Raw genomic sequence first — 18,253 nt, 5'->3', positions numbered from 1 at the left:
ACAGAAGTGTATGGGATGAAAAAGATCATATAAACAATCAGGAGCCGGAAAATGCCTCCTTATGTGGTGAAATACATCGGATGATCGGAGGAATGAGGCATTTTTCCGTGATAGAGCTTACTATATGATTCAAAACATCGGATACGGGACGAATAAGGAGCATCCCGACGATTATATGCTGAAAAATATCATATAGAGTGGGCTGGAGAGGTAGAGAGCGAGGGGCGGACGGGCCTTCCCACCGAATCGAAAACATTTGAGTCCGTGTATAATGTTGTGTATAATGTTTGTATAATGAAAAGCGCTGAATCATGTACGTTCAGCATCGACATCATCGAAGGGGGAGCCGGCATGAAAAAAGTGGACGCAGCGGTAGTGGGGGCCGGCATGGGAGGACTCGCGGCGGCGGCAGTTCTCGCTGCAGGCGGACGCTCCGTGCTCGTATGCGAGGGCTCGGGGGAGCTCGGCGGCTGCGCAGGGTCGTTCCGGCGCAGCGGCTATTTGTTCTCCGCCGGAGCCACCTACGGCATGGGGTTCGAGCCGGGGGGCCTGTTCCAGCGGCTGTACCGGGAGCTCGGGCTGCCGCTGCCGCCGCTGCATCCGCAGAGCGTCATCATGGACGTACACCTGCCGGACCGCACGGTGCGGTATTACCAGCAGAAGGAGGCGTGGTTCCGGGAGATCCGGCGGGTGTTCCCGGCCAAAGCCCAGAGCATCATCGACTTCTACGAAGAGGTCTTCGGCTTCTCCTTCCTGCTGGAGCAGATCGCGGTCCATCGTCCAGTGCTTCCGCCGAGAACATTCGGTGACGCGGCCCGGCTGCTGCGGATGGTTGACCCCCGGCTGCTGAAGCGGGCGCCGCTGCTGCTGCAATCCTTGGGCCAGCGCTTGCGCCGGTACGGAATAGAGCGGGAGGAGGCGTTCGTTCATTTCCTGAACGGGCAGCTGATCGACAGCGTACAGACCACAGCGGATGAGTGTCCGGTGGTTCTGGCGTATACGGCTCTCAATGTGTTTCACCGTGGGGCTTATTATATCGACGGAGGATTATCCCGCATCGCACTGGACCTGACCGAGGCGGTTCGCAGCAGCGACGGAGAGGTCAGGCTGCGGACCCCGATCACGGGTCTGCGGAAGTCCGCAGGTGCGGAGGGGGGCTGGGAGCTGCGCACCCGCCGCGGCGAGATCATCCATGCACACCAGGTCGTGCTGGGCAATTCGCTGCACAGCTTCCACGGACTTCTGGATGAAGCGGAGCGGCATGGCGGCCCCGGCTTTTTGTCCCAAGAGGAGGAGGAGGCCAGGCCGGCGTGGAGTGCTTTTACCCTGTACATGGGGTGTCCCGCCGACAAGGTGTTTCCACCCGTCGCCGCCGACGCCGCTGATCAAGCCGGAGCACCGCCGGTGCTCTATCATCAATTCATCCGCAGCTATGGAGCGCCCTTGGCCGAGACGAACCAGTTCCTGCTCTCGATCTCCAGGCCCGGCGACGATCTGCGCGCCCCTGCCGGTCATGCGGCCCTAACGGCCTCCACCCACACGGCGCCGGACCCTTGGTGGTCGCTCGGCAGGGAGGCTTACGAACGACGCAAGCAGGAGTATGCGGACAGCATCCTGGAAGGGGCGGACAGGGTGTTCCCAGGCTTCTCGGACTCACTGGATGTCGTGCTGCCTGGCACTCCGGTTACCTTCGAACGCTACACGCAGCGCAGCCGGGGCAAGGTCGGCGGGTATATCCCGCAGGGGCCGCTCGACCTGCTCCGGATGTCCTCCGCGTACTCAGGAGTTCCGGGCGTCTACTTGTGCGGCGATACGGTCTACCCGGGAGCAGGGACGCTGGGCAGTGCGATGTCCGGCTGGATTGCCGCGGAGCGCATGCTGCGCTAAGCAGCACTCCAAAACCAAAAAAGCCTTGCGTCCGCGCTGCCGAAGCGTAGGACCAAGGCTTTTTGGGCGGCCGGCACCCGGCACCCGCCAAGTGCCAGTGACAGCCCCATTCCAGTGATACTGCAGCTCCTGCGGACCCAGGATCACCGGGAACGGGGAGCCAGCTTGCGGCTGCTGAGCCAGGCTCCCTGCCTTTGGGGGGAGCCCGGTTTGCGGCTGCTCCTCCGTGCGGGGGCCGCAGGGCCCGGGGACTTCTTCGGACCGGCCGGGTAACGCAGCGTCCAGACGTTCTTCCCTTTTTTGGAAGCGGGATTCGCTGTCTTCGCGGTCCAAACGCTGCCTTGGGAGGCCGTCGTGCGTTTGGTCCGGGAACTGGCGGTGCGCTTGACCGCTGCACTGCTCTCGGACTGCGAGGCTCCATCCACATACAGCACCCTGGATGACTGGCTGTACTCCAGCAGGTGCTCATTCCCGCCGGAGATTCCAAGCTTCGCCGCGGCCGCGGGAGAGAGCCAGACCTCTTCGTCGAGCTCGTTCTCAGGGACGATCAGGCGGAGCTTGTGCGTTGTGCCGCCTTTTTTGACGGACACGTAAGACCCCCGCTGTTCGGCGAGGCCGAGCATGCTGAGGATGGAGTATCCCATCGTAACGGCCGCTTCCCTGCTGCGGTCCGTGCTGACATCGATCGGCGCCATCACCCGGCTCAGCGTCACCCGGCGGAAGGTCAGAGTCCCGCCCATCTCGTTATAGTCGATCTGGTAGCGGTATCCGTCCTTGAGGCCGAGCGCCTTGGCCGCGGCGCTGCTCAGCTCAAGATAAGGGAAGCCGCATTCGTCCCCCTGTTCGCGGTATAGGCGTACGCTGCGTTCGGTATTGTTATTTTTCATGACAACGGAAACGCCGCTGCGGATCGAGTCCAAATCGTGGGGAAAGCTGTTGTAGCAATCCAGCACGAGCGCCGCTGCCGTATCCTCCATCTGATCCGAGACCGAAATATCCACAATGCCGTAGGCCATGTTCTATCCACTCCTTGCTCTCTCATCTTGACCTGGCCATAGAATGCGGCAGACCCATCTTCTGCAGGACGGATGCCCGGAGGATGACCAAGCCGCTCCACGAATGTCTAAACCTATGCCTCTATAAGGTATGTGTACCCGTGCCCTGTCGCTTGTACCTCTGTCCCTGTTCATTCGTCCAGAATTGCCGGCAGGAAGGAAGAATGTCCCGTATAATGGATTCATAGAGCAGCTGCGATGAATGAAGGGCAGAGCGTAAAATCGAAGCGGGGGAGCCGAATGAGGAAGACGGACGGGTTACAGGTGACAACGGAAGGGAATGCCGCAGGATCCGGGATCAGGGAGAGCGGCGGCAGCGAAAAGGAAAGGGAGCCGTTCGCGGAGCAGCCTGACTCCCGGGAAGGCTATGTCGGCGTCGACGGCTGTCCCGGCGGCTGGGTGGCGGTTCGGCTGGAGAGCGGGGGAGGCTGGCAGGGGGCGGTGTACTCCAGCCTGGCCGCACTCTGGGAGGCCTGCCGCGGGTGCAGCCTGCTTCTGATCGATATGCCGATCGGCCTGCCTTCCGGCACGGAGCGCCGCAGCTGCGACGGAGAGGCCCGCCGGCTGCTGAGGCCTTGGCGGGCGTCCAGCATTTTTGCTGCGCCGGTCCGCGGGGTGCTCGATGTCGGCTCTTACGCGGAGGCGAACGCGCGGCACAAGGAGCTCGGCGGGCGCGGCCTGTCGCGCCAGTCCTGGGCGCTTGTGCCCAAGATCCGCGAGCTCGATGCGCTGCTGCAGCAGGAGCCGGCGGCATGCGGTACGATCTTCGAGGCGCATCCCGAGCTGGTCTTCGCGGGGCTTGCCGGCTCGCCGATGCGCGGCGGCAAGAAGACGGCGGAGGGATATGCCGAGCGGATGGCGGTGCTGCAGCAGCGGCTGCCCGAGGCAGTGCAGGTCGTGGAGGAGCTGATGGCCCGCTATCCCCGCCGGGTGCTGGCCCGCGACGACATCGTCGACGCGCTCGCCTTGGCCGCCGCCGCGTCGGCGGCCGGCAGCAGGGCCGGACTGCAGCAGGTGCCGGAGACGGACCTGCGCGATGAGGCGGGGCTGCCGATGGCGATCGTGTACTATGCGGCTCACCGGGAGCAGCAGCCATAGCAGACGGGGCACAAGAAACAGGTCGGAGGCATGAACTCCGATCTTTTTTGTCTGTCCTTTTTGCAGAAGCAGGGTAAAAAAATCATACGTTCTTTCGGGAAGACTGACGGGCCAACGGCCGTCTTTTTTGGCTTTCACAGCCGCTGCAGCCTGGGCAGCAGCCCATAGAGGCTCCCCCGCAAAAAAATCCTCAACCGCTTGGCATATTCTCCGGTTCACCGCATATCTTATTCAGTACAAAGCGAATGTAAGCGTTTTCGGACAACCTGTGGGCGCTCTACTGATCTTTCCATGGCTGCTTCGCCTACGTTTGGCTTTGATGCGGGAGACCCGCCGGGGGAGGGGCGCCTCTTACTGCTGCACCAGCCTGGCCTCTGCTTGTACCCGCATCTTCTATAGGAGGTGTCCACCTATGTCTGCTAAGCCTTGGCTGGCCCATTATCCTGCCGAGGTGCCGCCGAGTTACGATTACCCGAAGCAGCATGCGGCGCAGTTCCTGCTCGATGCGGCCCGGGATTACCCGCGCCGGGCCGCCGTCGATTTCCTCGGAGGGCGCTTGTCGTATGCGGCGCTGCTTCAGGCGGCTTACCGGTTCGCGAATGCGCTGCGGCATCTCGGCGTTCACCAGGGGGACCGGGTGGCGATCATGCTGCCGAACTGTCCGCAGGCGGTGATCGCATTCTACGGCACCCTGCTGCTCGGCGGCATCGTCGTCATGACGAACCCGATGTATACGCCCCGCGAGCTGCTGAACCAGTTCGGCGATGCGGGGGTGCGGACGGTGGTGACGCTCGACCTGCTGTATAAGCGGGTCGCCCAGACGGCGGAAGCCGCGGGTCTGCGGCGGATCATCGTCACCTCGCTGAAAGATTATATGCCGTTCCCCAAAAGCCTGCTCTACCCGCTGTTCGCGCGCCGGCAGGGTCTGGACCGCTCGGTCGACTACGGGGACGGCGTCTATGCCTGGCCCAAGCTGCTCAAGGCGGCTTCCCCCGAGCCCTACTGGCACAATGTCGATCCGGAGGAGGATCTGGCCCTGATCCAGTATACCGGCGGCACGACGGGCCGGCCCAAAGGGGTGATGCTCACCCATGCGAACCTCGTCACGGCTACGATTCAGAACAGGCTGTGGGCGTACCGGTGCAAGCGCGGCGAAGAGGTGTATCTGGCGGCGCTGCCGTTCTTTCATGTGTTCGGCCTGACCGTGCTCCTGAACCAGTCGGTCGCGCTGGCGGGGACGCTGGCTCTGCTGCCGCGCTTCGATCTCGACCTGCTGTTCGAGACGCTGAAGCGGACGCAGCCGACGGTGTTCCCGGGAGCGCCGACCATGTACATCTCGTTCCTCGGCGATCCCCGTTCGCTGCGATTCCGCGGCCGGGCGCCCTCGGTCTGCGTCAGCGGGGCGGCCCCTCTGCCGCTCGAGGTGCAGGAGCGCTTCGAGGCACTGACGGGCGGCCGGCTCATCGAAGGGTACGGCATGACGGAGGCTTCGCCGGTGACCCATGCCAACCCGATCTGGGGCAAGCGCAAGCCGGGCTCGATCGGGATTCCTTTTCCCGATACGGAGGCGAAGGTGATCGATCCGGAGACGGGCGAGGAGCTGCCGGCAGGTGAGATTGGTGAACTTATCGTGCGCGGTCCCCAGGTGATGAAGGGCTATTGGAACCGCCCGGAAGAGACGGCGGCGGTGCTGAAGGACGGATGGCTGTACACCGGCGATCTCGGGAAGATGGATGAGGAGGGATTTTTTACGATTCTGGACCGCAAAAAAGACCTCATCATCGCCGGAGGGTTCAACATCTATCCGCGGGAGGTCGAAGAAGTGCTGTATGAGCATCCGGACGTGGTGGAGGCGGTGGTGGCCGGCATCCGCGACGCGTACCGGGGCGAGACGGTCAAGGCCTACGTGGTGCTGAAGGAAGGCAGCGAGGCGGGGCGCGACGAGCTCGACCGCTGGTGCCGGGAGCGTCTGGCCGCCTTCAAGGTGCCGCAGCAGTATGAATTCCGGAGCACGCTGCCGAAGTCGCTCGTCGGCAAGATTCTGCGTCGGGCGCTGCTGGAGGAAGAAGCCGAGAGGAAGGCGGCGGAGAAGGAAGAGGAAGAGCGTATCCCCACTTGATACGGGATGGTACGACCATAGGACGATACTAGGACGATAACGAGGTGAGAGCATGGTCATTCGCGAAGAGATCGGGAAGCTCGTCGACCGAATGAACGGCAGCCCGGATCCGATCCGGAATTTGCAGGCGGTGTACCAGTTTGATTTTGGGGAAGGGAACACGCTGCAGGTGAGGTTCAAAGGGGGGAAGGCGGAGCTCGTGGACGGCGCGCCTTATCCTCCGGACTGCAAGCTGATTCTGACGGAGGACACGATGCGCAGGCTGATGACCCGCAGGCTCAATGCAGCGGCGGCCTATATGGAAGGGAAGCTCAAGATGGAGGGCAAGATGACCGTGGCGTTCCGGCTCCAGGAGGTGCTGAAGTCTTACGTGTAGGCCCGCGGCTTCAGCAGCGTCCAGCCGAGCACGGCAAGCGCGGCATACAGCAGGGCCGGGAAGGCATACAGCGATGAGGCGTGGAACACGGTACGGAGCAGGCCGCATACCGGATACAGCACGAGCAGGACGGCCGCGCTTTGCGGCATACGGGACATCCGGCGGATGGAGAGGAAGGCGGTCACGGCGCCGGCGATGGTCATCAGGGTCCCCGGGATGAACAGGAACGGGCCGGGAGGCGCGGCATACATCCGGGCGATCTCCACATTCACGGCGCGAATCTCCTCCGGTGCGGTGAGGCCGGTATACATGCCCGGCAGCACGGTGATCTCGAGCATACAGTGCAGCGTTTCGGTGAGCAGGAGGCCGAAGAAGAGGAACGGAAGCGAGATCCAGCCGATCCGGTTGAGTTCGGCACTGCGCCGGACGTACCAGGCCGGCAGGCCGAAGAGCAGCAGGACGGATGCCAGGAGCAGGACGGTATGCACCGGAACGGTCCGTGCGGTGTAGACCGCGGTTTCGTGCAGGGTTTCGGGCATGCCGGGGTGAAGCAGGTGGGCGATGACGCCGGCGGCACCGCCGAGGAGCAGCGCGAAGCCGGACCACCGGCCGTAGGAGGCAAGCGGAGAAGTCGTGAGGTCAGCGTGAAGCATAAAGGATTAAGTCTCCTTTCAACATCCCGGTCAGGTGAATAAAAAAAGATACGCCGGCTGCAGCTGCTAGCGGGTCGCTCATGCGATAGCCCGTAGAAACTGCGGCCGGCGTCATGGCATGCTCTCCTAGCGGAGGAAGTAGTACCAGTACGCGTATTCGATGGATTCCATCACGCTGCGCGGCATAGCGCCGGCTTCCGTGGCGAAGTCACCGAGACCAATCGCTGCAACGGCAGCGCAGGCCGTGATCATGGCAAGTTTGCGGGTATGCTTTTTCATAGATGAATCATCCTCCAGTAGTGTGGGTTAGTGGGGTGTGGAGCTCGTCAGCGCAAGGCCGGCGAAAAAGGGGGGATCGTGGGGCCATCAAGCGGTTCATGGTATATTCGCTGCGGACCGGGCGAAGCATGGCTGCTGCCGTATTACGTAAGGAACCAGTACCAGTAGCCCATCTCAATCGTCTCCATGATCGAGCCGGGAACATAGCCTTTGTACATGGCGCTTGCCGGAGCGGCGAAGTCGCCTGTGCCAAGCAGAACGACAGCTGCTGCCGCCATAACCATCAGGGTGCGTTTCATTGATGCTCACCTCCTTGCCGTCATCGTCTCGTTGTCTGACGTAGGTAAGCATATCACCGCAGTACCGCGTCAGGGTAGTATACGAAGGTATACATTTTGCCGAATTGTGATACATCTCACAGAAAGTAAGGCCGTCTGTGCATTGCCGCTGCTATGGGATTTGTTTACAATGGGGATAACGAAACCAAGCCAAAGGTCGGATGCAGCTATGCTCAAAAGTATGACTCTAAGGGAACCCGGAGAGCGTTCTCATGCCTCCCCTCTCTTCATCGGAAGAAGCAGCGAACTGCTTCGGTTCGAAGCGCTGCTGGAACAGATGCAAACGCATGTGTCCGGGACCGGCGTCTCCCGTCTTCATATCGAGGGGACGGCGGGCGCGGGCAAAAGCAGCCTGCTGGCCGAGCTCCGCCGGCTCGCCGGGGCAAGAGGCTGGCTGACCCTGCAGGTCGACAGCCGGGATGCGGCCGGACACGGCGAGTCCCTGGCGGCGGCGATCCTCGCCGTCATGCCTCCGGAGCCGGACGGGCCGGCTCCCGATCCCTGGGCGATCCTGCCATCCTACGGCTCCTTATGCCGGGAGAAGCTGTCCGCAGCTGCCGCCAGGGTTCCGGTGCTGCTCGCCGTCGACGCGTACGAGGCGGCCGGAGATGCCGAGCGCTGGCTGTGCGGGACGCTGCTGCCGCAGCTTCCGCCGTCTGTTCTGCTCGTGACGGCCAGCCGGAGAGGCCCGGGCGTCTGGCCGGCCGAGCCGGGACTTGCGGAGGCCGGGCGCATGGAAGTGATGCGGCTCGAAGACTTCACGGCGGCGGAGGTCCGCGCCTATGCTGAAGCCTCCGGGCGGCGGGAGGCCGGGGAGGCCGATCGGCTCTGGGCCGCGTCGCAGGGCCATCCGCTGACTTTGGCCGCGCTTGTGATGGCGGGAGAGGGGGAGGCAGCAGGGCGCGGCCCCGGCTTGGAAGCAGGAACCGGGCTGCAGGCTTATCTGCTGGGCCGGTGGCTGCGGGAGGACGGGGCCGATGAGCTGCGCCCGCTGCTCGACGCGGCGGCGATGCTGCCTTCCTTCCAGCACGAGCGCCTCGAGGAGCTGCTGGAAGCGGAAGTGGCGCAGGCCGAGTTCGGCCGGCTGTGCGCGCTCTCGTTCGTCCGCCCGCACGGGGAGGGCGGATGGGAGATCCACGGGCAGCTGCGGAAGCTGCTGGCGGGCGATCTGGCCCGCCGGCAGCCTGCGCTGCATGAGCGGCTGACGAAGCGGAGCGCGCAGCTGCTGGACGACAACCCGTACGGCTTCACGGAGCGCGAAGCGGAAGTGGCCCGGATGGTGCTCGACTGCCACACGACGGCGGATATTGCGCAGAAGCTGATCGTCGCGGAGATTACGGTGAAGAAGCACCTGAGCCACATCTTCGAGAAGACCGGCGTCCGCAACCGCAAGGAGCTGATCCGGAAGCTGATGGGCTCCTGAATGCCGGCGGCCTGGAAGATTCGAAAGCTGCAGGCAGTTCAGGCTGGCTGTAAAGCTGCGGTCGCCATGGTTGTAATGAGCCGGCTTTGTATAGCCCTTGCCCGTCCGTTTTCAGAACTCCACCGAAACACCAAAAAACCTCCAACCCGCGAAGCGTGGGATTGGAGGTTTTTGGTTGTACAGGGGTCATTCACATTCTCGTCGGGCTGCTCTTACTTCCCGTAGGAGCCTGCCTTGAAGGTGGAAGGATCCCACCACTTGTAGCCGGCGGCCGGAGCGGCCCATGGCTCGGCCTGCGGCTCCACCGACTGCTGCGGAATTTCGTTCTCCGGACCGGAGGTCAGCAGCGGCGTAGGGGAGTCGAGCTTCAGCCCGCTGATCTGCGACAGCTTCGTATAGGACTCCTTCTTCGCCAGCCAGTTCACGACATTGATGAGCAGGGTGGCGTCGTCCTGCTCTTTGTACCCGTCGTACGTGGTCTTCGCCGCACCGGTCTCCTCACGCAGGTAGCGAGGGGTGATATCCTCCACCGGAGAGGAATCCCCGATGAAAGCCGCCTTGCCCTTGCCTACCTTGGAGATGGCGGCGTAAGGGCCTTCCGCGATGCCGCCGCCGGCATAGACGCCCTTGTCCACGGCATTGCCCCAGGACTGGCTGGTTGCCGGCAGGTAAACGATGCCTTTGGCTTTGGCCGGATCGGTGATCGCGATCATGCTGCCGGCGTGCATCGCCACGGACTTCACGCCGCGCGTGATGCCGAGCGACTGCTCCGGCGAGACGATGACTGTGGCGTTGATGTCCCCGAGCGCATTGTAGCGGAACCGCACGCCGAAGTTCGTGGCGAGCCAGTCCGTGCTGGCTACGCCCTGCATGGCGGCGGAAGCTCGCTCTTCCGTCGACATGCCCTTCGCCGGATCGGTCCAGGCGCCCCGGCGGTAGCCATTGAAGGCCTCGGAGGAGTCCCAGCGGTTCTTGTTGCGGTCGGCGTTGTAGTGGTCGGAGATGAAGAAGATGCTGCCGCCTCCCTGTACGTACTGCAGCATGGCCGCCTGCTCGGTCGTTTTGTAGGGGATATTGGCTTCCGGAATGATGAAGACGTCATAGCCCTTGAGATCGTCGAGCGTGATCGGCGTGCTCTTGCGCAGCTCCTTGACGTAGTAGCCTGCGGCGGCAATGCCTTCGGCGAAGTCCGAGAACCCGCCGTTGATCACCCAGTCGGCTGCGCCGGCCGTCTGGCCGTGCGTGTTGTCGAAGAGCACCTTTTTGCCGTTGGCCGTGCCCGCCGGATTGAGATACGGAGCCGGATCGGCCGGCCCCTCGGCCAGGACGGCGGGAACCGCCGAAGCGGCCACCGTCAGGGAGAGGGCCAGGCTGAGCAGCGTGCGGGTGAAGCGTTGATGCGGAATCTTCATGGGAGAGCCTCCTCGTGTAGGATGGGATTAGTTCGTGTGCTGGCCGAGTCCGTCGAGCGTGTCGACCGGATACCCGATCCACTGCGCCGCCGGATCGAAGGCGTCGGAAGCGTTGGTGTCGCCCGCGGTCGTCCCCGGCATGCGGCGGATCGTATTGTCCAGGGTGGAGGTTACGCCGGTGCCCCATTCGGTGCCGGGGTCGGTTCCCACCTGGCCGATCACATCGACGATCACGCCGTTCTTTTTGAGCACAAGCGCATCGTCGCCGTTGAAGAAGGTAACGGTGCTGGTGACGTCAGCCACGGCCAGGATCGCCGCATTCGCCGAGGCGTTGGCGATGACAAAGACGTCGCCGGCAGCCAGCGTACCGCTGAGATCCAGCTTGTTCGTTGGTGCGGTTGCCCCGTTGGCGTAGAGCTCCACGGTATACCCAGTGAGATTAACGGCTGTGCCGGACGGATTGAAGATTTCAATGGCTTTGTTATTGGACGTGCCTTCGACGTACTCCGAGAAGAAGAGGTCGGCGCCTACTGGCCCGGGACCTTGCTGCCCCGTCACCTGCCCTGTCGGAGCGCTCTTCACCGGCTGGCCGGCGGAGGTGCCGGAGGCGGCGGCAGGAGTGACCTCGAAGACGAGGTATTTGCCGAGGTCGGCTTCGGTCACTGTATAAGACTTGCCGGATGCGCCGGCAATGGCGGTCAGGCCTGTGCCGTCTGCCGAATCCGAGCGGTACCAGGCATAGACGGAGGCACCTTCCGGATCGTTCTCCGCATCGGTGTAGGTGTACACGCCCGTGAGGGTCGCGCCAACCTGCGGCACGCCGCTGTAGGTCACGTTCGTTACGGTCGGCGCGGTGTTCTCGGCCCCTTGGAGGGCAGCGGAACGGATCGCTTCGATGGACGGCTTGGAGTTATACGTATCGATCTTGCCTTCCACGATAACAATGGAGCCGATCGGCGCATCGAGCAGCGTCTGCTTCGCAGCCGGGTCTACGTAGTAGGAGTTCGTCTGCGGAATCTGAATCGCGCCCGCATTCCCCGTGAAGTCGGTCACGCCTTCCTGATCGGCCAGGACGAAGACGATGTTGCTGTTGCTTGCCGCCGTCTTGGAGGTCAGGTAGCCGCGGACTTTGACCAATGTGCCGAGCGGCGAAGCTTTGGCTTCGAGGACTGTCAGCGTATCACCGGATGGAGCCGTCTGCTTCAGCACGGTGACGGTGAAAGATTTGGTATCGCTGGCGCCCCCGCGGGAGATTGTTGCCGTCAGGGTCACCACGGCATTCTCGGAAGAAGACGATGGGCGGGTCACCGTGCCGCTTGCCGACACTACGGACGGCTGGCTGGACTGCCAGGAGATCGTCGTTCCGTTCTCGCCGGAAACCGGCAGCTTCAGTGCACCAGTCACGGCATCCAGCGATGGGTTACCGTTCAGGATCACGCTGTCCGTCAGGGCGTTCTTGTCGGCCGCAACCGCTCCGGCATCGTTCAGTACGGGTGTCAGCACCAGGACGTACGCCGGGGTGCTGGTGTAGCCCGTGGCTGTCGCGATGACTTCAAGAACGGTGCCTGCAGGCTGGGCCGCGATGGCCACCTGGTAAGCGCCGGTGGTCGCATGGGACGCCGCGCTGCCAAGGACCGTATCGCCGGTGCGGACCGTTACGGTGGAGCCCGCCTTGGCCGTGCCGGTGACGAACGTGTCATTCTCGTATACGGCATTCACTACCGCCGGTGCAGGGAGGCCGCGCACGAGAATCGTGAATACGTCGATATCGGAGTACGTTCCGCGGGAGATCGTGGCGACGAGGGTTACCTTTTCGCTGCCTCCGATCACCTTGGTGCGGTCTACGGCACCCGTTGTGACGTCCACGATGCGCGAAAGCTCGGGATTCGTCAGTCTCCAGGAGATCGTGGTCATGTCAGCCCCTGCGGTGATCAGCTTCAGCTTGTCGGATACGCCGTCATACGTCAGGAACAGGGCGGCTTTGGCGTTGGCTACCGCTTCCTGGTCCGTAAGCCGCTTCGGCTTGACGGTGATCGAGAAGCTCTTGGTCAGGGTGGAGGTGCCCTTCGTGATCGTCGCCGTCAGGACGGCCGTTGCCGCCGGCTGGCCTTTCTCGGGACGGGTGACCGTTCCGTCCGCTGCGACGACGGCCGGATTGGAGGAGCTCCACGTGATGACGGAGCCCTTCGCCCCGGTTGTTGGCAGCGTCAGGTTCAGCGTGACGGCGCTCGTATCGCCGAGCGTCAGCGCCTTGTGGTCGGCCGCCGTGATTTCAGCGTCGCTGAGTCCGCCGGTTACCATGATGTCCGCTGCGCTGCGCGGTTTGATCTGGTTCTTGTTATAGTAGGCGGCGATCCCTGTGAGGTCGATGATGTCGCCGTCTTTCACCTGAGTTGTACCTACGCCGTAAGCGCCGGTGTACACCATGACGGTCGAGCCGCCGGACGTGACGTTGAAGTCATTCGCACGGATATCCGATACCTTGACGCCCTTCAGGGTCACGAGCTTGCCCTGGTGGTCACCCACTTGTGCGGGGGTAATCTGGATCGGTGCCGGCACAGGCTCGGTACCGATCTTGGTCACGGTCGCGCCGGAGTCGAATTCCAGCTCGCCGTTGAACGTCTTCTTGATCCCGCTGACCGATACTTTATCGCCGAGGGCCAGCGTCTCGGTCACGGATGGCGAATAGACGAAGATGCCTCCCGTGCTGTCCTGCATGTAGAAGCTTTTGTTCCCGAGCGGCGTGGTGGTGATGACGCCTTGGGCTTTGCCTGCGGTGCCGTCAGCCAGTGCACGGAACTGTGCGACCGTCAGCAGTGCCGGATCGGTCGGTACGCCGGAGACTTCCTTGATGCGTCCCTCGGCCTTATAGCTGATCGGCGTTCCGCCGAAGCTGCGCGTGAAGGCTACGGAAGCCTCGAGGTCTTCCGGACCGTATACCGGATTCTTCCCAAGCGTGCCGATCGGCTTGTATTTCGAGGAGGTAGCGGTCTGCATGAAGTTGTTCACGGTGACGGTGTACGTCTTCGTCTTGTCGATCTTCGAGCCGTCCGGCAGGAAGATGTCGACGACCTTGGTCGTGCTGCCGTTCCACGTATAGGAGAAGCCGCCGATGCTGTAATCCGGCCCGTAGAGCGAAGAGAGCTGGGCGTTCAGGATCGTCTCGAGATCCGCGCCGGTGACTTCCACCTTCACGAGCTGGTTGTTGAACGGCTGGATGTTATACAGCTCGCCCCACGTCACGTCCCCTCGGTTCAGGTTGTCGCGGATGCCCCCGCCGTTCATCAGGGCAAAATCGCTGTTCATGGCATGGCGCATACCGTCCGCAATGAAGTTGCCGAGCGCATTGTCGCCAATCGGTCCGCGGACGCCGTACCCGCCGGTCATCTCTGCGGCCGTTACGCCGACGACTTCATTGATGATCGGAGCCACGCGGTCCACGTACTTCTGGAGGATCGTTCCTACCGCAGGGTCCGGTGTGATGCCGGCCTGGTTCACATATACGATCTCCGCACTCTTCTGCACGATATCGCCCGTAGCCGGATCGATCTGCAGGTCCACGTCGGAGATGGCTTTGCCGTATTCCCAAGCCTGGACGATCAGCTTGTTGTCGACGGTACCGTTGACGATCGTGTGGTTGTGAGCCGCAAAAATCACATCGACCTCGTCATCCACGCTGCTCGCGAGATCCGCCGCTGCGCCGGTGACGCCTGTGCCGCTCTGCACGGCGTCCAAGTGCGAAAGCACCACGATGGAGCGGATGCCCTGGGCCTTGAGCTCGGCCGCCGCCTTATTCACCGCCGCCGTCTCATCCGTGAAGCGGATGTCGGCGATGCCGCCCGGCATCACGATGGAGGCGGTGGACTGGGTGACCACGCCGATGAATCCGATCTTCACGCCGCCGATCTCGCGGATGAAGTAAGGAGGGAGCACGGGGCTGCCGTCCGCCTTGTACTCGATGTTGGCGGCAACGACAGGGAAGTTCATGCCGTCATAGTTCTCGGTGCCCTTCGGATGCGTGCCGCCTTGGATCATACGGAGCATCTCGGCGGTGCCTTCGTCGAACTCGTGGTTGCCGACCGTACCGCCGTCAAAGCCGATGGATTCGAGCATCTCGACCGTAGGCTCGTCCTGCAGCAGGGCGGTAACTGGCGAGCTGCCGCCGATCGTATCGCCGGAGTGCAGGATCAGCGTGTTCGGATTGCCGGCTTCGCGCTGCTTGAGGTAGGCGGCGACGTAATCCATGCGGCCGAGGTTCGATTCGTTGACCTTGTCGCCGTCGAGGTCGACCGGGTAGGTCTGGTCCACTTTGCCGTGCAGGTCGTTGATGTTCAGGAGCTGGACGGATACCGGTCCGTAGGCGGCCTCCTGCACGGTGGTGCCTGTTCCGATCTCACCGCCGTACACGGATGTCTGTACCGGCGCTGTATCACCTGATGCGGCCAGGATACGATATGTATCGGAAGAAGCGTACGATGCCGATGGTGCGAGCGTGCTGCCGGACAGCAGCAGGGCCAGCGCCAGTTTGAATGCTGGTGATCTCATTTCTCTACCTCCCGTAGTATGGAGCCGTTCGCTTTTAAGAAATTTGTCGACTCATGGAACATTTTAGCAGGGTTGTGTTATTGGCTTGTTAAGGGGATGTGAAGAGAATCTGTGATTCTATGAAAAGAAGTGAAAATAGGCCCGTAGCCCGGGCAGTCGGTGGGATAAAATGGAATTGCGGATTAGGTCTGAAGTACACTGCGGATAAATTCGGATTTGGCTGCGGTATAGGCTTCCCGGTCCTCCCGGAAATCGGCGGCCAGCTTTGCTTTGAGGGCTGCGTAGGCATCCCGTAGCGTATCGTCTGCCCGGAGGCGGTTGCGGAAGCAGAGCTGTTCCTCCCAATGGGGATCCCCATCCAGCAGCAGGTGAAGGTGGGCGGTCCGCCGGTCCTTCGGCGCTCTGACGAAAAACCGCCGCCAGGGTCGTTCGTCCAGCTCAGGGGGCACGAAGTGCCAGTGATAGGGCGCAAGGGTGCGGGCGATCCCGGGCACATCCTCCCAGCCGCGCACGGCGGCCATGAGATCCAGGACCGGCTTGGCGGACAGGCCGGGAATGGAGGTGGAGCCGATATGCTCGATCTCCGTCACGCCGAAGGGAAGCAGCAGCGAAGCCAGCTCCTGCCGCAGGTTCTCTCCCTGCGCGGGCCACTGCGGGTCGGGCGGGGCAAGCGTTACAGGCTCCACGGCCCAGGCGGGCCAGGTGGACGCATCGTTCGATCGGCTCATCCGGGAGAAGCACCTCCTGCTTCTGTATGAATACGGCTCATCTCATCCTCCCATTCTGTAGAGTCTCGGCCGCAGATGCGGGACAAGCGTGAATCTGATTCTATTATATAGGAAAAAAGTGGTACGTGAACCCCTTAATTCGCCACCGGTCAGGCAAAAAGGGAGAGGCGTGGCGAAGCCGCGTTAGAGGGCCCGCACGTAACGCGGAAAACCCGCGTTAACTTGGCCGCGCGTCGTGAAGCCGCCTGTCTAACACGGAAAATCCGTGTTAGCTGTGGCGGACTCCCGGCCAGGCCCGGCCTGGCCCGCACGTAACGCGGAAAACCCGCGTTAACTTGGTCGCACGGCGAGAAGCCGCCTGTCTAACACGGAAAATCCGTGTTAGGGGTGGCGAACTTCCGCCCAGGCCCGGCCTGGCCCGCACGTAACGCGGAAAATCCGCGTTAACTTGGCCGCGCGTCGTGAAGCCGCCTGTCTAACACGGAAAATCCGTGTTAACAGTGGCGGACTTCCGCCCAGGCTCGCCACGGCGAGAAGCCGCCTGTCTAACACGGAAAATCCGTGTTAGGGGTGGCGGACTCCAGGCCAGGCCATGACGCGCCCACTGTCCCGCCGCCCATCCCCGCGATATGCCGCGTCCCGACACCCCCGCGCCGACGCAAACAGCCCGCCTGCAGCAATCTGCAGGCGGGCTGTTCTCGTTCTTCGCGGCTGCCGTGGTCTACTTCTTCTCCCGCGGCAGGATCGGCCGTCCGGCGACGGGGGAGCCGATGATCACCGACGTGTGCGGGCTGCCGTAGAGCATGAGCCGCTCGACGAGCAGGCTCAGGCCGTCGACGCCGCCGACCGCGGCTTTCATGATGTAGTCCACCGTGCCTGTAACGCGGTGGCATTCGATGATGTCGGGATCGGCGATCATTTTCTGCTCGAAATCATGGTAGGACAATTTGAGCTCGCTCATCTGAATCATAAGTACGGTACTCCGGCCGACCGCGGCCGGTGATACCTTGGCGCTGAATCCCTCAATAACCCCTTTTTCCTGGAGACGGAGCAGGCGCTCGGAGATGCTGGGACGGCTGAGCGAGAGCTTCTTGGACAGCTCGCTGACCGTCATCCGCCCATCTTCCTGCAGCCATTTGAGCAGGGCAATATCTATGGCATCCACGATTTACAACCAACTTTCAATGTGAAGTTTATTTGCATCAATTTCCTTCAAAGTTTCGGTCAGCTCCACCAAACGGGTTCGTTTCTTTATATAACAAGCTTTACGCTTAGTATATCATGTAAGAAAAGATAACGTGTCGCAAAAAAAGACCGGTGGAGTGAGTGAGCTATGCGTAAATTTGCCAATATTGTGTTCGGTTGTATGGTAACGGCCATCGGCTTGTTATTCCTCAAACATACGCATGCCGTGACCGGAGGTACAGCAGGGCTGTCGCTGAGCCTGTCTTACTTGATGAATCTTCCTTTTACCGCATTGTTCTTGGCGATCAATATTCCCTTCTTTCTTTTCTCCGCTCTGACGATGGGCCGTTCGTTCACCGTGTATTCCGTCGGTTCGGTCCTGATCCTCACCTTGTTCACCGGCGTGGATTCCCTGCTCCCGGCCTTCGAGCCCTCGAATCTCGTTGGCGCCGTGCTGGGCGGGATGGGCATCGGCCTCGGGGTCAGCATCCTCTTTGCGAACAACTCGTCGCTCGGCGGAGCGAACATCCTGGCGTTCTACCTCCGCAGGAAGTACGGCTGGGACCCGGGGCTCGTCAATTTTGCCTTCGACGGCATGGTGGTGCTCATCTCCCTGTCCGCTGTCGGCGTGACCAAGGCCCTGTATTCGATCGGCTCCATTGCCCTCGCTTCCCTGATTATCAGTTATTTTAAAAGCAAGATCAATAGCGAACCGGTGAAGGAAATAAAGACCTATGCCATCCCCGGAAAAGAACACAGCGGCGGCGCGACTCTGGCCGAGCTGCAGGCGGCCGACGACGAGCTGCAGCCCGAACAGGCTCCTCTTGCGGAGGTGCCGGCCGGTTCCCCGGCCCTCTATACGGACGGCTCGGAAGGGCTCCGGTAGAGAGCCGCGGCTGGTCCGGCCGCGTACGCCCCCCAAGCGCAGAATGCGATGAAAGCTTCCATTTGGATGCTTCATCTCTTCTGCGCTTTTTTGCGCAAATGTCCGAAAGGATAACTCGCTTCAGCTCGATTCTGTCATCTTAAAGGACCGTAAGCCGGTTATCCTTAAAGTGACCCCGCAGTTAAGCTGCAATGCATATGGCCGCTTCGCCTTTTAACACTACGCGGCTCCGCCGCTTTTTCCTCGCCGAGTAATAAAATCCGGACCTC

Annotated in this window: 14 protein-coding genes; 6 read left to right on the top strand and 8 right to left on the bottom strand. The window is 62.1% G+C overall.

Going from position 1 to position 18,253, the window contains the following annotated elements; all coding sequences use genetic code 11:
* Positions 1–351 precede the first annotated feature (351 nt).
* Positions 352–1,887 (top strand): phytoene desaturase family protein, encoded by a 1,536-nt coding sequence (locus tag PM3016_RS28995; protein ID WP_014371901.1) that lies wholly within the window; start codon positions 352–354, stop codon positions 1,885–1,887.
* 143 nt (positions 1,888–2,030) lie between these two features.
* Here the strand turns inward: PM3016_RS28995 and PM3016_RS28990 are convergent, their stop codons facing one another.
* On the bottom strand, positions 2,031–2,903 hold the full coding sequence (locus PM3016_RS28990) for a hypothetical protein (RefSeq protein WP_014371900.1): 873 nt from the start codon (positions 2,901–2,903) through the stop codon (positions 2,031–2,033).
* Positions 2,904–3,182: 279 nt separating this feature from the next.
* On the opposite strand from PM3016_RS28990, the gene PM3016_RS28985 reads away from it, so the two are divergent.
* The 3 genes from PM3016_RS28985 (at position 3,183) to PM3016_RS28975 (ending at position 6,535) form a co-directional block, all read left to right on the top strand.
* Entirely contained in the window at positions 3,183–4,040 is an 858-nt protein-coding gene (locus PM3016_RS28985; protein WP_014371899.1) for a DUF429 domain-containing protein, read from the top strand.
* Positions 4,041–4,452: 412 nt separating this feature from the next.
* A complete protein-coding gene (locus PM3016_RS28980) occupies positions 4,453–6,159 on the top strand; it encodes an AMP-binding protein (protein ID WP_014371898.1) in 1,707 nt (568 codons plus the stop codon).
* Positions 6,160–6,211: 52 nt separating this feature from the next.
* A complete protein-coding gene (locus tag PM3016_RS28975; protein WP_013919997.1) occupies positions 6,212–6,535 on the top strand; it encodes an SCP2 sterol-binding domain-containing protein in 324 nt (107 codons plus the stop codon).
* Here the strand turns inward: PM3016_RS28975 and PM3016_RS28970 are convergent.
* The 3 genes from PM3016_RS28970 to PM3016_RS38920 form a co-directional block, all read right to left on the bottom strand.
* A complete protein-coding gene (locus tag PM3016_RS28970) occupies positions 6,526–7,188 on the bottom strand; it encodes a hypothetical protein (protein WP_014371897.1) in 663 nt (220 codons plus the stop codon). The genes PM3016_RS28975 and PM3016_RS28970 overlap by 10 nt on opposite strands.
* A 126-nt stretch (positions 7,189–7,314) precedes the next feature.
* Positions 7,315–7,467, bottom strand: coding sequence for a hypothetical protein (locus PM3016_RS38925; RefSeq protein ID WP_013919995.1), 153 nt, complete (start codon positions 7,465–7,467; stop codon positions 7,315–7,317).
* Between the two features lie 143 nt (positions 7,468–7,610).
* On the bottom strand, positions 7,611–7,766 hold the full coding sequence (locus PM3016_RS38920; protein WP_013919994.1) for a hypothetical protein: 156 nt from the start codon (positions 7,764–7,766) through the stop codon (positions 7,611–7,613).
* Between the two features lie 208 nt (positions 7,767–7,974).
* On the opposite strand from PM3016_RS38920, the gene PM3016_RS28965 reads away from it, so the two are divergent.
* Entirely contained in the window at positions 7,975–9,228 is a 1,254-nt protein-coding gene (locus tag PM3016_RS28965; RefSeq protein WP_014371896.1) for a helix-turn-helix transcriptional regulator, read from the top strand.
* A gap of 212 nt (positions 9,229–9,440) precedes the next feature.
* Here the strand turns inward: PM3016_RS28965 and PM3016_RS28955 are convergent, their stop codons facing one another.
* The 4 genes from PM3016_RS28955 to PM3016_RS28940 all read right to left on the bottom strand — a co-directional run bounded on the left by PM3016_RS28955 (position 9,441) and on the right by PM3016_RS28940 (position 17,078).
* Positions 9,441–10,640, bottom strand: a complete 1,200-nt coding sequence (locus tag PM3016_RS28955; protein WP_014371895.1) for a DNA-binding protein — start codon at positions 10,638–10,640, stop codon at positions 9,441–9,443.
* Between the two features lie 27 nt (positions 10,641–10,667).
* Entirely contained in the window at positions 10,668–15,185 is a 4,518-nt protein-coding gene (locus PM3016_RS41200; protein WP_014371894.1) for an immunoglobulin-like domain-containing protein, read from the bottom strand.
* A 182-nt stretch (positions 15,186–15,367) separates the two neighbouring features.
* Positions 15,368–15,913 carry a GrpB family protein gene (locus PM3016_RS28945; RefSeq protein ID WP_013919990.1) on the bottom strand — a complete coding sequence of 182 codons (546 nt, stop codon included), beginning with the start codon at positions 15,911–15,913 and terminating at the stop codon, positions 15,368–15,370.
* Between the two features lie 721 nt (positions 15,914–16,634).
* Positions 16,635–17,078 carry an Lrp/AsnC family transcriptional regulator gene (locus PM3016_RS28940; RefSeq protein WP_013919989.1) on the bottom strand — a complete coding sequence of 148 codons (444 nt, stop codon included), beginning with the start codon at positions 17,076–17,078 and terminating at the stop codon, positions 16,635–16,637.
* Positions 17,079–17,246: 168 nt separating this feature from the next.
* Here PM3016_RS28940 and PM3016_RS28935 point away from each other — a divergent pair, with 168 nt between their 5' ends.
* Positions 17,247–17,984, top strand: coding sequence for a YitT family protein (locus tag PM3016_RS28935; RefSeq protein WP_014371893.1), 738 nt, complete (start codon positions 17,247–17,249; stop codon positions 17,982–17,984).
* Positions 17,985–18,253: the final 269 nt, after the last annotated feature.

This window comes from Paenibacillus mucilaginosus 3016, assembly GCF_000250655.1.
Lineage (GTDB): Bacteria > Bacillota > Bacilli > Paenibacillales > NBRC-103111 > Paenibacillus_G > Paenibacillus_G mucilaginosus.
This window is presented reverse-complemented; position numbering and strand designations above follow the sequence as displayed.

Excerpts from the sequence above, each read along its gene's own strand:
- PM3016_RS28975 (WP_013919997.1), top strand. The coding sequence starts at position 6,212 with ATGGTCATTCGCGAAGAGATCGGGAAGCTCGTCGACCGAATGAACGGC.
- PM3016_RS28995 (WP_014371901.1), top strand. The coding sequence starts at position 352 with ATGAAAAAAGTGGACGCAGCGGTAGTGGGGGCCGGCATGGGAGGACTC.
- PM3016_RS38925 (WP_013919995.1), bottom strand. The coding sequence starts at position 7,467 with ATGAAAAAGCATACCCGCAAACTTGCCATGATCACGGCCTGCGCTGCC.
- PM3016_RS28965 (WP_014371896.1), top strand. The coding sequence starts at position 7,975 with ATGCTCAAAAGTATGACTCTAAGGGAACCCGGAGAGCGTTCTCATGCC.
- PM3016_RS28990 (WP_014371900.1), bottom strand. The coding sequence starts at position 2,903 with ATGGCCTACGGCATTGTGGATATTTCGGTCTCGGATCAGATGGAGGAT.
- PM3016_RS38920 (WP_013919994.1), bottom strand. The coding sequence starts at position 7,766 with ATGAAACGCACCCTGATGGTTATGGCGGCAGCAGCTGTCGTTCTGCTT.
- PM3016_RS28935 (WP_014371893.1), top strand. The coding sequence starts at position 17,247 with ATGCGTAAATTTGCCAATATTGTGTTCGGTTGTATGGTAACGGCCATC.
- PM3016_RS28985 (WP_014371899.1), top strand. The coding sequence starts at position 3,183 with ATGAGGAAGACGGACGGGTTACAGGTGACAACGGAAGGGAATGCCGCA.
- PM3016_RS41200 (WP_014371894.1), bottom strand. The coding sequence starts at position 15,185 with ATGAGATCACCAGCATTCAAACTGGCGCTGGCCCTGCTGCTGTCCGGC.
- PM3016_RS28945 (WP_013919990.1), bottom strand. The coding sequence starts at position 15,913 with ATGAGCCGATCGAACGATGCGTCCACCTGGCCCGCCTGGGCCGTGGAG.
- PM3016_RS28980 (WP_014371898.1), top strand. The coding sequence starts at position 4,453 with ATGTCTGCTAAGCCTTGGCTGGCCCATTATCCTGCCGAGGTGCCGCCG.
- PM3016_RS28970 (WP_014371897.1), bottom strand. The coding sequence starts at position 7,188 with ATGCTTCACGCTGACCTCACGACTTCTCCGCTTGCCTCCTACGGCCGG.
- PM3016_RS28955 (WP_014371895.1), bottom strand. The coding sequence starts at position 10,640 with ATGAAGATTCCGCATCAACGCTTCACCCGCACGCTGCTCAGCCTGGCC.